The organism is Nonomuraea insulae (genome assembly GCF_042656245.1).
Window position 1 is genome coordinate 79,748 of record NZ_JBHSPA010000011.1, and the last position, 14,946, is coordinate 94,693.

Below are 14,946 nucleotides of genomic sequence, written 5' to 3' on the forward strand. Positions count from 1 at the left end.
CGTCCGATAAGCCCCGATCGCATGATCTCCACCCGTGTCACCGTTTCCACCGACAACCTTTACCTTTGTAGCCGACCGGGAGCCCTCACATTGCCGCTTTCCCCCTTTCGCAGCCGAGAGGTAACCCTGGCCTTCCTCCCCGCTCACCATGCCGGGGACACCCGGTGAGGCGCCGAACCGTCGGCGGGGCGGAATAGACTCACCGGCGTGGCTGGCCGGATCCGTGATGTCGACATCGCACTCGTACGCGAGCGTTCCCCCATCGCCGATGTGATCGGCGAACACATCCAGTTGCGCAACGCGGGAGGCGGCAACCTCAAGGGGTTGTGCCCGTTCCACGACGAGAAGAGCCCGTCGTTCAACGTCACCCCCGAGCGCGGGATGTTCTACTGTTTCGGCTGCTCGGAGGGCGGCGACGTGATCACGTTCGTCGAGAAGACCGAGCATCTGTCCTTCGGCGAGGCCGTGGAGCGGCTGGCGCAGCGGGCCGGGATCCACCTCCAGTATGAGCAGGGCGGTTACGTTCCCCGGCGTGACCACGGCGAGCGGGCCAGGCTGATCGAGGCGCACAAGGCGGCGGCGGAGTTCTACGCCGAGAAGCTGATGACGCCCGACGCGGCGGTGGGGCGGCGTTTCCTGTCGGAGCGGGGCTTCGAGCGCGCCGACGCCGAGACGTTCGGGGTCGGATACGCGCCGGCCGAGTGGGAGGCGCTCAGCCGCCATCTCATGGGGCGCGGGTTCAGCGCTGACGAGCTGGTCAAGGGCGGGCTGGCCAAGGAGGGGCGGCGGGGTCCGATGGACCGCTTCCGCGGGCGGCTCATCTGGCCCATCAGGGACGCCACGGGCGACGTGATCGGATTTGGCGCGCGGAAGTTGCTCGATTCCGACGAGGGCCCGAAATATCTGAATACGCCTGACTCGCCGCTTTACAAGAAGAGCCAGGTTCTTTATGGGATTGATCTTGCCAAACGAGAGATCTCCAAGCGCGCGCAGGCCGTGATCGTCGAGGGATACACCGATGTGATGGCCTGCTATCTGGCCGGGGTGCCCACCGCCGTGGCCACCTGCGGCACCTCCTTCGGCGAGGAGCACATCAAGATCCTTCGCCGCTTCCTGCTCGACCAGGCCGAGTTCCGTGGCGAGGTCATCTTCACCTTCGACGGCGACGCGGCGGGGCAGAAGGCCGCGCTGCGGGCGTTCGCCGACGAGCAGAAGTTCGTCACGCAGACCTACGTCGCGGTGCAGGGCGACGGGCTCGACCCGTGCGACCTGCGCATCAAGCAGGGCGACGCGGCCGTGCGCGACCTGATCGCGAGCAGGGAGCCGCTGTTCCAGTTCGCCATCAGGAGCACGATCTCCCGCTTCGACCTGCGCAGCAACGAGGGCAAGATCGCGGCGCTCGATGCCGCCGCGCCGATCGTGGCCGGGATCAAGGACGTGGGGCTGCGCAAGCGCTACGCCATCGACCTCGACCGGTGGCTCGGGTTCATGGACGAGCGGTTCGTCATGCAGCGCATCTCCGAGGTCTCCGGCGCCCAGCAGGGCCGCCGCCAGCGGGCGCCCAAGGCGGCGCCGGTCGATCCGAGCGCGCGCGTCGAGGGCGAGCTGCTCAAACTGGCCGTGCAGCGCCCGGCTCTGCTCGGGCCGCGCTTCGACGCGCTCGACCCGCAGGCGTTCACCGCCCCCGACCACGTGCTGCTGCACAAGGTCATCGTCGATGCCGGAGGCGTCGCCTCGGCCGGGGCGGGCGGACGCGAGTGGGTGGAGCGGCTGCTGCGGCACGCTCACGAGGAGGGCGCGCGGGAGCTGGTGACCCGCTTCGCGGTCGAGGCGATCCACGCGGACGCGCACGCCGAGGAGCGCTACGCCGGCGACATCCTCACCGGCGTCGAGGCCATGCCGCTCGATCGTGCCATCGCGCAGGTCAAGTCCCGCATCCAGCGGCTCAATCCGGTGGAGCAGCAGCAGGAGTACAACAGGTTGTTCGGGGAGCTGGTGGCGCTGGAGCAGCAGCGCAGGGTCCTGCGCAACCGCGTCTCCGGGACCTGAAGATCGTTCTCGCCAGGTAACAGTTTGGCGGCGATCGCAAGCGGCAAACCAGGGTGGTTGAGCAGGGAACTTGGCGCGGTCCAACATGCGACAAAGAGGAGCGGACAACACCGTCTGGGCAGCGAAAGTGTTGCGACCGACCGGACGGCGTCGTCGGGCGCGTGAATCCAGACCGCGTAATTGACTTTACTTTCCTGATCAATCTACGGCTAAACCTTATAGCGATCTCAATTCGGTAAGGACGATCGTCTTACCTTCCGTGACAAAAATGGGTCTGCCATTTGATGGAACCAATACTGCAGACTGTCTCCCGTGGGTGCATCGGTGCTGCCAAGCAGGCCGCCATCGGTAGATCAGGTGGCGGACCTCGTCGCGAAGGGAAGGGAGCGCGGAAGCGTAACCGTCGATGACGTCGCAGCCGCGCTTGACCGATCCGAGTTGCCGTCCGACGCGCTGGAACGCGTCGTGCGGATGCTCGCTGAGAATGGTGTGGAGGTCCTCGAGCCACAGGGCGACGAGGAGACCACCCGCGCAGATGAGGAAGACGTAGGCAAGCGGGCGCCGACCAGTGATCTAGTCCGTATTTACCTGCGGGAGATCGGCCGTGTGCCACTGCTGACCGCTGAGGAGGAGGTAGAGCTCGCCAAGTCGATCGAAGCCGGCCTGTTCGCCGAGGACAAGCTGGCCAACGGAGTCTCGCGTCTGGCCTTCCCGGAGTTCAGGGAGCTCGTCTGGCAGGGCACCAGGGCCAAACAGCGGCTCATCGAAGCCAACCTCAGGCTCGTGGTGTCGATCGCCAAGCGATACGTGGGCCGCGGCATGTTGTTCCTGGACCTGATCCAGGAGGGCAATCTCGGGCTCATCCGGGCCGTCGAGAAGTTCGACTACACCAAGGGCTACAAGTTCTCCACCTACGCCACCTGGTGGATCAGACAGGCGATCACCCGGGCCATCGCCGACCAGGCGCGGACCATCCGCATCCCGGTGCACATGGTGGAGACCATCAACAAGCTCGTCAGAGTGCAGCGCCAGCTCCACCAGGACCTCGGCCGCGAGCCGATTCCCGAGGAGATCGCCAAGGAGATGGACCTCCCTGTCGATCGCGTGGTGGAGATCCAGCGCATCGCCCAGGAGCCCGTGTCGTTGCAGTCGCCGATCGGTGAGGAGGACTCCGACCTCGGAGACTTCATCGAGGACGCCGACGCTGTCGTGCCCATGGAGGCCGCGGCCTTCATCATGCTGCAGGATCAGCTCGACGACATCCTGGCCACGCTGTCCGACCGCGAGCAGCGCATCATCCAGCTCCGATTCGGCCTGGCCGACGGGCATCCGCGCACGCTGGAGGAGGTGGGCAGGGAGTTCGGCGTCACGCGGGAGCGCATCCGCCAGATCGAGTCGAAGACGCTGGCCAAGCTCCGCCACCCGACGCGGGCGCAGATGTTGCGCGACTATCTGGACTGACGGAGTGTGAGAGGGGACGGCCCTGAGCCGTCCCCTTTCACATGACTACGAACAGCCCTCGAACTGGGGCACCGCGATCGTGCGGAGGCTCAGCCCCGACTTCTCGAACCACTTGTGCAGGAGCGTGCTCGCGGTCCCGTCCTGGTACATGTCGGTGATCGCCCGGTTCACCGCCTCGCATCCGGGCACGTCGCCCTTGGCCAGGCCGATCCCGCTGCGCTGCTCGTTGAACTGCGCGTTGGCCAGCCGCAGCCCCGACCCGTCCTGGGCGGCGAGCCCCGCGAGGATGACGTCGTTGGTGGTGACCGCGTCCACCTGACTGCTCTTCAGCGCGGCCAGGCACGCCTTGTAGTCGGGGAACGGCACGACCCGCGCCGCCACCCCGCGCTCCTCCACGACCCGCTGGGCCGCGTTCGAGCCCTGGACCTCGCAGATCGTGCGCCCCTTGAGGTCGCGCACGTTCGCGATCGTCTCGCCGGGCCGGGTCAGGATGTCCTGGTAGGAGATGTGGTACGGCCCCGCGAACAACACCCGCTTCTTACGGTCCTGATCGATCGTGAACGTGGCCACCACCAGGTCGGCCCGCCCGTCCATGAGCACCTTCTCCCGGTCGGCGGCCAGCACGCCCAGGAAGGAGAAGTCCTTGCCCAGCTTCGTGGCGACGTAGCGGGCCACGTCCACGTCGAAGCCCTCGTAGGTGCCCTTGGACGTGCGGAACCCGACCGAGGGCAGGTCGGAGCGGACCCCGATGACGAGCCGGTCCTTGTCCAGGATCGACTCCTCGCCGCCCATCCCGCAGCCCGCGACCGCCACCGCGGCCAGGACCAGCACCACCGCCAGCATGCGCTTCACCGGTACTCCTTGAGTCGTGGCCACACCCCGGCGATCACCAGCAGCCCGATCGCGCCGATGACGTACGGGAGCAGCCGCCACAGGGTGTCCAGCGCGCCCTCGCCGGTGTCGATCGCGCGCTTGAACACGTCCTGATGCGTTTTCGCCAGCGCCATCAGCGCCCGGTCGTACGAGCCGAACGCCGTCATGACCGGATCGAGCCGCTCGGCGACCGCCTCGTTGGTCTGGCCGTCCGCGACGAGCCGGCGGAAGGCGGCGTCGGCGGCCTGGAAGGACCGGTACTCCTTGAGCACCTCCTCGCCCTTCTTGCCGACGAGCTCCGGCCCCAGCATGCCGAGGAAGTCCTTCGAGCCTCCGGCCACCGCGCTGTGATAGGTGCTCAGATTGCCCGCGTCGTAGTAGAGGACCGACAGCGACTTGTCCAGGTAGGTGTGCTCGTAGGTGTCGGCCCGCTCCTTGTCCAGCAGATAGCGGCTCTGGTCGCCCTGGAGGCTGTTGCTGATCGCCCGCGTCTTGGCCAGCGTCAGCACCGAGTCGAACCCGGCCGCCTTGGCCGTGCGCAGGGCGTCCTCGTCCTGGGCGAGCACGCTCGCCCCGAAGGCCAGCGCCACCGCGGTAGTCGCCGTGGCGACCAGCAGCGCGGGGCCGAACACCCGGCGGAAGCGCCGCGCCAGGAACACCTGCAACCAGATGAGGCAGCCCAGCGCGATCAGCCCGGCCAATACCACCGCGATCCGCAGCAGCGGCACGATGACGGCCTTGTCGTCGTAGGTGCGGCGCACGATCGTGCCGCTCTCCAGGGTGAGGTTGTACGCCTGCGGCAGCAGCACGAGCCGCATCAGGTCGGTCGCCTGGCGGTAGGTCCGCACCACCTCGTCCGGCGGCGGCCCGGCGGCGTGCTTGGACCGCTCGTCCAGCAGCAGCGCCTGCCCGGTCAGCCGCTCGTACTTGCCGAGCCCGTCGAGCACCGACTGCACGGTCCTGCGCTCGGCCGCGTTGTCACCCGACAGCTCGAACGCCTGCAGCAACGTCCTGTTGGCCCCGGCCCGCTGCTCCTCGTAGCGGGCGAGCGCCTCCTGACGCTGCTGGGGATAGCCCTGGCCCATCACGAGCACGTTGGCCACCTGCGCGTCCATGTCGCTCAGCGCCAGGTAGAGCCCGGCGGTGGCGACGACCTGCGGGCCGGCGTCGCGGCCGATGATCCGCAGCCCGTCGCGGGCACTCGCACTGCCGACCGCGAGTGCCACGAAGAGCAGAGCCAGCGAGGCGACCGTGATGCCGGAGATGACCCGGATCCTGCCGGGCACGCTCCGGCGTACCGGCAGGGGGGCGCTCGGGACCGGCAAGGGGGCGCCTCGCGTCCGCACCGCGGTCACGGCGTGCCTTCCCTGAGGGTGATCACGGTCCACGCGCCCAGGTGGATGCGGTCGCCGGGGCCGACACCGACCGGCACGTTGATCTTGACGGTCTTGCCGTTCACCTGGGTGCCGTTGGCCGAGCCCGGGTCCACCAGCATCCAGGTGCCGTCCGGCTGGGCCAGCAGCACGGCGTGCAGGTGCGAGACGCCCGGGTCCTCCGGCGGGCCCGTCAGGTCGATCTCGGGGTCGAGGTTCCTGGCGCGGCTGCGGCGGCCGATGCGTACCTGCTCGCCGTGCAGGGCGAAGGAGCGCTCGGGGCAGTACGGCGGGAACGCCATCGTGGCGGCGTCGGGACCGCCCTCGGCGATGACCTTCTCGTAGTACGTGCGGTCGGCCGCGGTGACCGCCTCCCAGCGAGCCCCCGTCACCGGGTACTGGACGGGGCCGCCGCTGCCGGTGTAGTCGTGGCCGCACACCTCGCAGAACTGCCCGGCCCGCGGCGTCTGGCAGACCGGGCACGGCTCGGCGGCCGACGCAGCGGGCGGCTGAGGCTGGGACTGGGAGGCCGGAGGCTGGGGCGCCCCGGCGATCTGGGTGCCGCAGATGTCGCAGTAGTCGTCGGCGCCCGACGGGTGCCCCTGTGGGCAGGTCGCCATCAGCTTCCTTCCTTGCGCAACCGGCTCGTACGCACGGAGCCGGTGTCGAGCTCGATCTCGTCGGCCTTCTCCACGTTCCTGCGCAGCCGGGCCGTGCCGGTGGCCGGATCCACCTCCACCACCTTCTCCAGGAGCCGCGCGGTGTCCTCCCTGCCGGACTCGGTGGCGATCCGCGCGGCCTTGGCCAGGCGGGCCGTGGCGGTGTCGATGTCGCCCATGGCGCGGGCGCTGAGCCCGTCCTGGATCAGTTCGTGCAACTCGGCCTGGCCGGTGTAGTGGGCGACCTTGCGGTTGATGCGGGTGGACTGCGCCAGGTCGTCGGTCCACTGCGCCAGCACGTTGCCGCTGGCCACGGTCTCCTGCGTGTCGGGGCGGACGAGCTTGACCCAGCCGGCCCTGATCTCCTGCCCGATCTGGCCCGGCGGCACCTCGACGCAGATGTGGTACTCGCGATCCTCCGTGCCCCACGACCCGGTCGGGTAGTCGCCGGTCAGCGGGTTGACGTCGGTGCGCTTGCCGGTCAGGTCGAGCAGCGTGGGGGAGACCTGCTTGACGAACTTCAGCCGCGCCGTCTGCGGCACCCACACCCGCAACGACAGCTCCGCCACGGTCTTGCTCATCGACGTCTGCGTGAGCCTGCGGAAGAACTCCGGCAGATCGCCCTGGTTGCGCACGAAGTCGAACGTGCCCAGCATCGCCTCGGCCACCTTGCGCAGCTCGGCGGGCACCCAGTCGTCGCCGACGCCCAGGCAGTCGGCCACGAACTTGCCGCTCCAGCCCGCCAGCACGGAGGCGAACACCTCGGGCCGCTCGTTGTTCTGCCCGTCGGTCATCAGCAGCGCGTGCCTGATCGCCGAGGGGTGCGCGGTCAGCAGGTGGCCCGCCAGCTTGAGCCACTCGCCCATCGCGGTGCCGCCGTGCGCGCTCAACCGGCTGATCGCCCGCTCCGCCTCGGCCCTGGTGGCCGGGCTCGCCTTGACCAGGGTGGCGTTGCCGCCGGGAAAGATGACCCTGGCCGACTCCGTACCGGAGATCACCGCGAAGTAGACGCCGTCGCGCAGGGTCCGCACGGCGGTCGCCGCCGCCTGCCTGGCCTCACGGATCTTGCTGCCGCTCATCGACCCCGACGTGTCAATGATGATCACCTCGGCCGCCTCCGCCGGAGCGGCCCGCACGGTCTCGCCGCCGGTCGAGCCGATGGTGAGGATGGCGTGCACGTCGCGGCCGTCAAGGGGGAGGTACTTGTTCTGGTCGATGTTCAGCGTGAAAGCGGGCTGGTCACCCATGTGCTTCTCCTAGGGGGATCAAGGCGATCGTCACGTTGTCCTGGCCGCCGGAGTCCAGCGCGTGGCGCAACATCTCGCGGGCCATCTCGATGGGGGTCCCCGCGGTGGGGAAGGCGTAGCCGTCCAGGTAGCGCCACAGGCCGTCACTGCAGACGAGCAGCATGTCGCGGTCGCCAGGAGGCCTGCCGGGGGTGAGGGTGCGTACGTGGAGGTCCACGTCGCCGGCGTCGGCGCCGAGCCACGCGGTGATCTCGCCGGTCTCCACCGCGTCGTCCTCGGTCAGCAGCGTGCCGCCGGGGAGCAGGTACGCCCGCGTGTCGCCGGCCCAGCCGAGCGTGATCTCGCCCCCTGGCGCGACGACGGCGGAGACGTAGGTGCTGGCGGGCGCGTCGTTCACCGAGGTCGCCAGCTTGGCCACGGCCCTGGCCGCCAGCTCGAACGCCTCCACCTGCGGCAGGCCCCTGGCCAGCGCGGCCGCCGCGGTCTCCACGGCCACCGCGGACGCCTCGTCGGCCCTGGGCGAGCTGCCCACGCCGTCGCACACCACGGTCACGATCGACCCGCCCGCCTCGACCAGCGCCATGGCGTCCTCGTTGCGGCTGCGCCGCAGGCCCCTGTCGGTCACCGCCGCGGCGCCCGCTCGATGGGGGCCGCCGTCGAGCACGATCTCGGCGTGGTCCCTGCCGGTGGGCTGGCGCAGGCCGCAGCGCTCGCAGTAACCGGCGGCGTCGACGGCCGCCGCGCCGCAGGAGGCGCAGGCCGGGGCGCCCAGAGTGTGGCCGCACGCCTCGCAGTAGGTGTCGCCGGCCACCACCGGCGACTCACACACGGGACAGATCCCTGTGCTCGGAGGGGCGGCAGGCGTGTCCTCGCTCCGCTGGGGATCCATCACAGCCACGTCCTCGGTCTTACGGCGTTCGCCTGGTCGATCAGGGCATGGCGTTCCTGGCGCGACTCCGCCGCGACCGCCAGCCTGCGGTAGATGGACTCCAGCCGTTTACGCAGCCCGGGCTCGGTGAACGGCGCGTCGGCCAGTCGCAGGTTCGCCTTCGGCGACGGGTTGCTCTCCAGCCAGGTCAGCGCCCCGTCCAGCACCTCGGCGGTGAGCAGGTCGCGGCGGCGCGGGTCGAGGTCGGTCTGGTCGGCCACCCGCTCGGCCGCGCCCACCAGCTCGGCCGGCTGCAACGTGGTCAGGTCGGGGCGCCGCACCACCGAGGCGGCCAGCGCCACCTGCGCCGCCACCCGGTAGACCGATGTGGCGGGCACCTCGTCCAGCACGCCCATCCGGCCCTGCCTGGCCAGGCCGAACGCCGCGCTGACGTAGGTGTGGTCGGTGCGCCAGACCACGTCGTACCAGGAGATCGCCGGTTTGCCCGCGCACTCCAGCGCGAACGCCAGCGCCAGCTTGGGCGCCGGCTCGCCGGGCAGCAGCGACAGGCACGCGTCGAACCGCGCCACCGCCTGGTCCGCCTGGCCGGTGGTCAGCGCGAGCACCCCGCGGTACCAGGTGACCCGCCAGTCGCGCGGCAGCTCCCTGTCGAGCTCGTTCAGCGCGATCGTGGTCTCGGCCGCGCTCGACTCGGCCAGCAGCCTGGCCCGCATGAGCTTCGTCTCGGGGGTCTGCTGCGGCAGCGCGGCGAGCTGGTCGATGAGCTGCCTGCCGTCGCGCCCGACCAGCCCCGCCAGCGCGCCCGCCGCCGGGTCGGCCGGGTCCACCAGCGGCACCGGCAGCGCGGCCGCGACCGCGACCGGGTCGAGCGGCTCGAACACCCGGCCGCCCTCCCGCGACAGCGCCGTCCCGACCGCCGTGCGCTCCGGCCCGAACAAGGTCGAGATCGCCGGGTAGGGAACCCCGTCCTCCAGCGCGCTGACCTCCCGGAGCACGCCGACGAGCTGCTCCTCCATCTCCCACGCGCTCTGGAACCTGTCGGCGGGATCGGGCGCGGTCGCCTTGCGCAGCAGCCGGGTGAACGACGGGTGCCCGCAGTCCTCCGGCAGCGGGTTGGGCACCCCGCCTGAGGCCGGGCTGAACCCGCGGATCGCCAGCACCGCCAGCGTCCTGGCCACGGTGTAGAGGTCGGAGGCCACCGAGGACGACCGGGTGTTCAGCTCGGGGGCGTGGTAGCCGACCGTGACCCACGACGAGCCCACCGGCGAGCCGAACGGCTGCACCGCGCCCAGGTCGATGAGCTTGAGCCGCTTGCCGACCCTGATCACGTTGGCCGGCTTGAGGTCGCAGTAGACCATGCCGTTCTCGTGCAGGTAGCCGAACGCCTGGAGGATCTCCCTGCCGTAGACGAGGGCCTCGCGCAGCGGCAGCGGGCCCTGGCGGCGCAGCTCGTGCAGCGACTGGCCGCCCACGTACTCCATGACGATGTAGCCGTGGCCGGCCGAGCGCTGGAAGTTGAAGATCTTGACGATGCTCGGATGGTCGACCGTGGTCAGGAACTTCCGCTCGGCCTCCGCCGACTCCAGCGCCTCGGGGTCCATGGAGTTGAGCAGGCCCTTGAGCACCACCCAGCGGCCGTCGAGGTTCTCGTCGGAGGCCAGGTAGATCCAGCCGAGGCCGCCGTGCGCCAGGCAGCCCAGCACCCGGTACTGGCCGGCGACCAGGTCGTCCTTGTCCAGCTTGGGGGTGAAGGAGAACTGGCCGCGGCAGTGCGGGCAGAACCCGTCCGTCAGCCCGGGCCGCCCGTCGCGGGAGCGCCCCACGGGTTTGCCGCACGCCGAGTTGGTGCAGTACCTCTTCTCCTCGGGCACTTCGGGGTTCGCCATCACCGCGGTGGCCGGGTCGCGGTAGGGCACCGACGGCAGGTCGGCGATCGTGGCCAGCACCCCGGCCCGCGACCTGCCGCTGCTCAACGGGGAGCTCATCGACCGGCTCACCGGCTGAGTCTCCAGGGGCTGCGAGGCGGGGACCGGGGGAGAGACCTCCGCGTGGCCGCAGAAGTCGCAGTAGCCGTCCTCGATCGTGCCCGTGCAGCCGGGCTGCGCGCATCGGGTCATCGCGTACCTCCGTGGATCGCGCGCTGGTAGTCCTCGACGGCCGTGGCCGCCCTCGTCAGGTCGCAGGGGGCGCTCCACAACAACGCGCGCGCCCGTTCGTACAGCTCGGTGACAGGCGGGTGCTCGGCCAGGCCCTTGCGCACCGCCATCACCTGGCAGGCGCCGAGCCGGCCGCGCAGCTCGTCACGCCTGCCGACCAGGCCGTAAAGAGCCTTGGCGGTGGTCCGCGCCTGCTCGGCGGCCTTGCGTACGTCGCCTTCCAGGGCCGACAGGCGCTTGGCCCGCAGCACCCAGGGGTCGGCGGAGGCGTCGAGGGCGTCCAGGCCGGCGCTCAGCGCGTCGACCCGGCTGCGCGGCTGGGCCTGGGGCGGCAGGGCGATCTTGACGACGACCGCGCCGTGGGCCAGCCTGGCCTCGCTCTCTGCCCCGCGTACCAGGTCCAGCGCGGCCACCAGGTCCTCGCGGCGCCTGCCGTAGTCGGCCTTGACCGTGACCGCCAGCTCGGCCTCCGCGCGGGAGCCCGCCAGCAGGCGGGCCAGCCGGTCGAGGTCCTGCTCGACGGACGGCCCGAGCGGGTCCTCGACCGTCGTCGCGCGCAGCCGCTTCAGCTCCGCCTCCTGAGCGCCCAGGTCGGCGGCCTCGCCCAGCTCGCGCTCCACCTCCCTGATCTTGCGCAGGTCGGCGTCGGCGTCGTCGAGACGGGGCAGTACGGAGTTCCAGACCGCGTCGATGTCGTTGAGCGTCCCCGTGACCTCGCGGAAGGCGGCGTCCATGCGCGTCATGGTCTCGTCGAGCGTCAGCCGTTCGTCGGCCTGCGCGAACAGCGAGCGCTGCTCGACCGGCTTGGCGGCGGCGCGCAGCACCACGGACGGGCCCGACAGCAGGTCGGTGAGCTGGGCGAGCTGGTCGGCGCCCAGCCTCGGCCGGGCGGCCCTGATCTGCTCGGCGTCGCGCAGCACGGCGCGATAGGCGTCGTTCAGCGCCCACAGCCCGGCCAGCGACTCCTGCGCCGCGGCCCAGCGCCGCTCGGTCGCGCCGCGTAAGGAGGCGCCTTTCAGCAGCTGGTAGGTGGTGTGGGATTCGAGATCGAGCAGGTCGCCGGAGATACGGTCGCGCTCGTCGGCGCGAGCGCGAAGTGCGTGCTCCGCGCCTTCCCTGCTCATTGGTGGTCCCAGGCTCATCACGCTCCCCGTGAAGAGGCCCCCCGATGCCCCGTTTATACCGCCTCAACGGCGGTTTCGACGGGTTAAGTTCCTTTGGCTCGGGGTCACCCCTGACTTGTCCCTGATTCAACCCTCTCTCGCCTGCAAATGGCTTAACGATCTCTTAGCGTTGCATACATGGGACGCATACTTCTGATCGTCGCGGCCGTCATCGCCGCGCTCGTGCTGCTCGGCCCCCTCGTGGGCATCGCCCTCTCGCTGCTCAAGTGGGGCCTCATCATCGGCGCCGTGGTGCTCGGCGTCATGTTCCTGTCGAAGGTGCTCAAGAGGACATAGCTTCCTGGCCCATCCGCAGTCATAGTTGGGTGATGGAAGCGCGGCCCGCTGTAGACGATGCCGCGCTCGGGCGCGAGGCACTGGCCGTGCTCGAGGCGAACTGGACGGGCACCGGCACCGTGCCCGCGCCAGGTCTCTACCCGCACCAATGGAGCTGGGACTCCGCGTTCGTCGTGATCGGTCTGGCCAGGCACCGGCCGGACCGGGCCCGCGACGAGCTGCTCAGCCTGCTGCGCGGGCAGTGGGCGACCGGGATGGTGCCGCACATCGTCTTCCACACGCGGGAGGCGTACTTCCCGGGTCCCTCCGTGTGGCGATCACAGGAGAACGCCGCCGCGCCGCACGTGCTCACCTCCGGTCTCACCTCGCCGCCGTTACACGCGCTGGCGCTGTGGTGGCTCTACCGGCACACCGGTGACGCCGCGTTCGTCAGGAAGGCGTACCCGGCGCTGGCCGCCCAGCACGACTACCTCGCCACGGCCCGCGACCTCGGCGGCGCCGGGCTGGCCGCGATCGTGCATCCATGGGAGTCGGGCATGGACGACAGCCCCGCCTGGGACGAGGCGCTCGACGCGCTCCCCACGATCAGGTACGGCTACCGCAACGTCGAGATGGAAGAACGCCACCCCGACAGCGACCACGACCGCTACGTCTGGCTCGCCATGCGCTACCGCGACTCCGGCTACAGCCCCGAATACCTGCGTGACGAGCACCCGTTCGCCATCGAGGACCCCATGTTCAACGGGATCTGGCTGGCCTCCTGCCAGGCCATGGCCGAGCTGGCCCCGCTGGCGGGCGTCGATCCCGTGCCCCACGCCGAGCAGGCAGAACGCCTCAGGCAGGCCATGCTCGACCGCCTGTGGGACGGCTGCTTCTACGCCAGGGACCTGCGCAAGGACCGGCTGATCAGGGTGTGCACGGTCGGCTCCTTCGGGCCGCTGCTGGACCCCGGGCTGCCCACCGACCGGCTGCGGGCCGCCATCGAGGTGCTGGAGTCGGCCAGGTTCATGGGGGCCACCGGCTATCCCGTGCCGAGCTGCGAGATCCGCGCCGCCCAGTTCGACCGTACGCGTTACTGGCGCGGCCCCTCCTGGGTGAACACCAACTGGCTGCTGCGCAGGGCCGCCGCCGTGCACTCGCTCGACCAGCTCGGCCAGCAGCTGACCAACGGCACCCTGCGCCTGGTACGGCAGGCCGGTTTCCGCGAGTGCTTCGACCCGTTCGACGGCAGCGGGCGCGGCTGCAGGGACTTCTCCTGGAGCGCGGCGCTCACCCTCGATCTGCTCGCCGATACTGTGGTCGAATGAGCCTTTTCCACCGCCTTCCCGCCGACGTGCGCGCGTCGCTGACCTTCGAGCGGGGGGAGCGGGTGCTGACCTACGCCCGCGTGGACGACCGGTATGTGGTGGCCACGAACCTCGCTCTGCACCTGTCGGACGGGACACGGGTGCCGTACGAGAACGTCGACCGGGCCTCGTGGGACGAGGACGGGCTGCGCGTGCTCACCATTGACGGCGCGTGGCACGCCGAGCGGATCACCGAGCCGCGCACCTTGCCCGAGACCGTGCGGGAGCGCGTCAACTCCACGATCGTGGTGAACAAGCACGTCGGCCTGCCCGGGAGGGGCGGGGTGCGGCTGGTGGCCCGGCGGCCGCCCGGTGGTGAGGTGCTCGGCTGGACGTTCGTGTTCGACGAGGGGCTCGACCCGGAGGACCCGGGCCTGCGCGCGCAGGCCGAACAGGCCCTTGAGGGCGTGCGGCGCAGCATGGGGGTGTGAGCCCGCGGCGCCCTGAGGACGGCGTCCTTGGAGCGGTGCGCGGTGCGGCATGGGCGTGCGGGGGGTGCGGCCGGCCACGCCCATGCCGCTCGCTGTCAGTAGGGGATGCCGCTCTCGCGGGCCTTCTGGTCGGCGGTGTCCTCCTCCGGCCAGCCTGTGCCCGTGTCGGGCTTGTGATCGTGGCCGTTGAGGAACGGGATCCGCTGCTGCAGCGTGTCACCCACCCTCGTTCTGGCCATCCCCGCGAACCTCGACGCCTGCGCCCCGATCACCCCGGCCGCTTCCTGCACCCGGGGGCTGTCGGCGACGCGCTGCGCCGTTCGCTTGATCTGCTCGTACCGCTCGCGTCCGGCCCGGCTGCCCAGCACATAGCCGACAGCCAGACCAGCGGCGAATGTCATCCGATAACGCATTTTGCACCTCCGCTGTCTCCGGGCCTACCCCGCTCGCGATGCGACACGCACTCCCGGAGTGCGCTAATCTATTCATGCGCGCGACGAAGGGGCCAGGCGGCCCCGGCGAAGTGGGCAGACAGTTCGATCCCGCGTAGCTCAATGGCAGAGCAGCCGGCTGTTAACCGGCAGGTTAGAGGTTCGAATCCCCTCGCGGGAGCTTGGGAGCATCACTCAGGCCCCCTTCCTTGATCAAGGAAGGGGGCTGAGTCGTTCCAGGAGCCACCACCCGGGCTGGTCACCCTTCCAGAACAGGCGGAAGCTCCTGGATTTCACGTGGCGTGACCGCTGCCGCCACGGCGGTCGCGGTCGCGGTCGCGCTTGCCCCGCATCATGCCCGTGAACGCCCAGCCGAGGCCGAGCAGGATCCCGCCGATGGTGGCGGCGAGGCCGATGCCCTCGCCCCCGAGGATGGAGAGCACCGCCATCACCACGCCGAAGAGCATCGTCAGGCCGAGCATCACGCGTACGTAGGGCTTCTGATTCATGTCTTGACGATCTCGTGACGGGGAGTGGCCGGGTATCCACTGATCGGTGGACATGTCCCCCG

The 14,946-nt window shown here is 70.3% G+C and carries 14 protein-coding genes and 1 tRNA gene; 6 read left to right on the forward strand and 9 right to left on the reverse strand.

From position 1 onward, the window contains the following. Window positions 1–207 precede the first annotated feature (207 nt). A complete protein-coding gene (gene dnaG / locus ACFPZ3_RS07830) occupies window positions 208–2,049 on the forward strand; it encodes a DNA primase (protein ID WP_379513287.1) in 1,842 nt (613 codons plus the stop codon). Window positions 2,050–2,406: 357 nt separating this feature from the next. Further along, on the forward strand, window positions 2,407–3,510 hold the full coding sequence (gene rpoD, locus ACFPZ3_RS07835) for an RNA polymerase sigma factor RpoD (RefSeq protein ID WP_240779826.1): 1,104 nt from the start codon (window positions 2,407–2,409) through the stop codon (window positions 3,508–3,510). Between the two features lie 45 nt (window positions 3,511–3,555). Here the strand turns inward: rpoD and ACFPZ3_RS07840 are convergent, their stop codons facing one another. Genes ACFPZ3_RS07840 through ACFPZ3_RS07870 form a run of 7 tightly spaced genes read right to left on the reverse strand, consistent with a single transcriptional unit; the run spans window position 3,556 to window position 11,831 of the window. Then, the gene (locus tag ACFPZ3_RS07840; RefSeq protein ID WP_379513536.1) at window positions 3,556–4,353 is read right to left on the reverse strand and encodes a transporter substrate-binding domain-containing protein; all 798 of its coding nucleotides are present in this window, start codon (window positions 4,351–4,353) and stop codon (window positions 3,556–3,558) included. 5 nt (window positions 4,354–4,358) lie between these two features. Then, entirely contained in the window at window positions 4,359–5,708 is a 1,350-nt protein-coding gene (locus ACFPZ3_RS07845; RefSeq protein ID WP_379513288.1) for a hypothetical protein, read from the reverse strand. Between the two features lie 26 nt (window positions 5,709–5,734). Then, window positions 5,735–6,376, reverse strand: coding sequence for an FHA domain-containing protein (locus ACFPZ3_RS07850; protein ID WP_379513289.1), 642 nt, complete (start codon window positions 6,374–6,376; stop codon window positions 5,735–5,737). Next, entirely contained in the window at window positions 6,376–7,662 is a 1,287-nt protein-coding gene (locus tag ACFPZ3_RS07855) for a vWA domain-containing protein (protein WP_379513290.1), read from the reverse strand. The genes ACFPZ3_RS07850 and ACFPZ3_RS07855 overlap by 1 nt, the downstream gene beginning before the upstream one ends. Then, the gene (locus ACFPZ3_RS07860; RefSeq protein ID WP_379513291.1) at window positions 7,655–8,491 is read right to left on the reverse strand and encodes a PP2C family serine/threonine-protein phosphatase; all 837 of its coding nucleotides are present in this window, start codon (window positions 8,489–8,491) and stop codon (window positions 7,655–7,657) included. Before ACFPZ3_RS07860 ends, ACFPZ3_RS07855 begins: the two co-directional genes overlap by 8 nt. Before the next feature lie 59 nt (window positions 8,492–8,550). Continuing rightward, the gene (locus ACFPZ3_RS07865) at window positions 8,551–10,668 is read right to left on the reverse strand and encodes a tetratricopeptide repeat protein (protein WP_379513292.1); all 2,118 of its coding nucleotides are present in this window, start codon (window positions 10,666–10,668) and stop codon (window positions 8,551–8,553) included. Next, the gene (locus ACFPZ3_RS07870) at window positions 10,665–11,831 is read right to left on the reverse strand and encodes a coiled-coil domain-containing protein (RefSeq protein WP_379513293.1); all 1,167 of its coding nucleotides are present in this window, start codon (window positions 11,829–11,831) and stop codon (window positions 10,665–10,667) included. Before ACFPZ3_RS07870 ends, ACFPZ3_RS07865 begins: the two co-directional genes overlap by 4 nt. Before the next feature lie 177 nt (window positions 11,832–12,008). On the opposite strand from ACFPZ3_RS07870, the gene ACFPZ3_RS07875 reads away from it, so the two are divergent. Genes ACFPZ3_RS07875 through ACFPZ3_RS07885 form a run of 3 tightly spaced genes read left to right on the forward strand, consistent with a single transcriptional unit; the run spans window position 12,009 to window position 13,944 of the window. Further along, window positions 12,009–12,167 (forward strand): hypothetical protein, encoded by a 159-nt coding sequence (locus tag ACFPZ3_RS07875; RefSeq protein ID WP_379513294.1) that lies wholly within the window; start codon window positions 12,009–12,011, stop codon window positions 12,165–12,167. A gap of 32 nt (window positions 12,168–12,199) precedes the next feature. Then, window positions 12,200–13,474 carry an amylo-alpha-1,6-glucosidase gene (locus tag ACFPZ3_RS07880; RefSeq protein ID WP_379513295.1) on the forward strand — a complete coding sequence of 425 codons (1,275 nt, stop codon included), beginning with the start codon at window positions 12,200–12,202 and terminating at the stop codon, window positions 13,472–13,474. Then, window positions 13,471–13,944 carry a hypothetical protein gene (locus ACFPZ3_RS07885; protein ID WP_379513296.1) on the forward strand — a complete coding sequence of 158 codons (474 nt, stop codon included), beginning with the start codon at window positions 13,471–13,473 and terminating at the stop codon, window positions 13,942–13,944. The genes ACFPZ3_RS07880 and ACFPZ3_RS07885 overlap by 4 nt, the downstream gene beginning before the upstream one ends. Window positions 13,945–14,039: 95 nt before the next feature. On the opposite strand, the gene ACFPZ3_RS07890 is transcribed toward ACFPZ3_RS07885, so the two are convergent. Then, a complete protein-coding gene (locus tag ACFPZ3_RS07890; RefSeq protein WP_379513297.1) occupies window positions 14,040–14,357 on the reverse strand; it encodes a YtxH domain-containing protein in 318 nt (105 codons plus the stop codon). Window positions 14,358–14,484: 127 nt separating this feature from the next. On the opposite strand from ACFPZ3_RS07890, the gene ACFPZ3_RS07895 reads away from it, so the two are divergent. Continuing rightward, window positions 14,485–14,556 (forward strand) — tRNA-Asn (locus tag ACFPZ3_RS07895). Window positions 14,557–14,668: 112 nt separating this feature from the next. Here ACFPZ3_RS07895 and ACFPZ3_RS07900 read toward each other — a convergent pair. Next, entirely contained in the window at window positions 14,669–14,884 is a 216-nt protein-coding gene (locus tag ACFPZ3_RS07900; protein WP_379513298.1) for a hypothetical protein, read from the reverse strand. Window positions 14,885–14,946: the final 62 nt, after the last annotated feature.

Bases quoted from the DNA above. Each gene is read 5' to 3' on its own strand.
- ACFPZ3_RS07875 (WP_379513294.1), top strand. From the start codon at position 12,009: ATGGGACGCATACTTCTGATCGTCGCGGCCGTCATCGCCGCGCTCGTG.
- ACFPZ3_RS07850 (WP_379513289.1), bottom strand. From the start codon at position 6,376: ATGGCGACCTGCCCACAGGGGCACCCGTCGGGCGCCGACGACTACTGC.
- ACFPZ3_RS07885 (WP_379513296.1), top strand. From the start codon at position 13,471: ATGAGCCTTTTCCACCGCCTTCCCGCCGACGTGCGCGCGTCGCTGACC.
- ACFPZ3_RS07870 (WP_379513293.1), bottom strand. From the start codon at position 11,831: ATGAGCAGGGAAGGCGCGGAGCACGCACTTCGCGCTCGCGCCGACGAG.
- ACFPZ3_RS07865 (WP_379513292.1), bottom strand. From the start codon at position 10,668: ATGACCCGATGCGCGCAGCCCGGCTGCACGGGCACGATCGAGGACGGC.
- ACFPZ3_RS07880 (WP_379513295.1), top strand. From the start codon at position 12,200: ATGGAAGCGCGGCCCGCTGTAGACGATGCCGCGCTCGGGCGCGAGGCA.
- ACFPZ3_RS07900 (WP_379513298.1), bottom strand. From the start codon at position 14,884: ATGAATCAGAAGCCCTACGTACGCGTGATGCTCGGCCTGACGATGCTC.
- ACFPZ3_RS07890 (WP_379513297.1), bottom strand. From the start codon at position 14,357: ATGCGTTATCGGATGACATTCGCCGCTGGTCTGGCTGTCGGCTATGTG.
- ACFPZ3_RS07840 (WP_379513536.1), bottom strand. From the start codon at position 4,353: ATGCTGGCGGTGGTGCTGGTCCTGGCCGCGGTGGCGGTCGCGGGCTGC.
- ACFPZ3_RS07855 (WP_379513290.1), bottom strand. From the start codon at position 7,662: ATGGGTGACCAGCCCGCTTTCACGCTGAACATCGACCAGAACAAGTAC.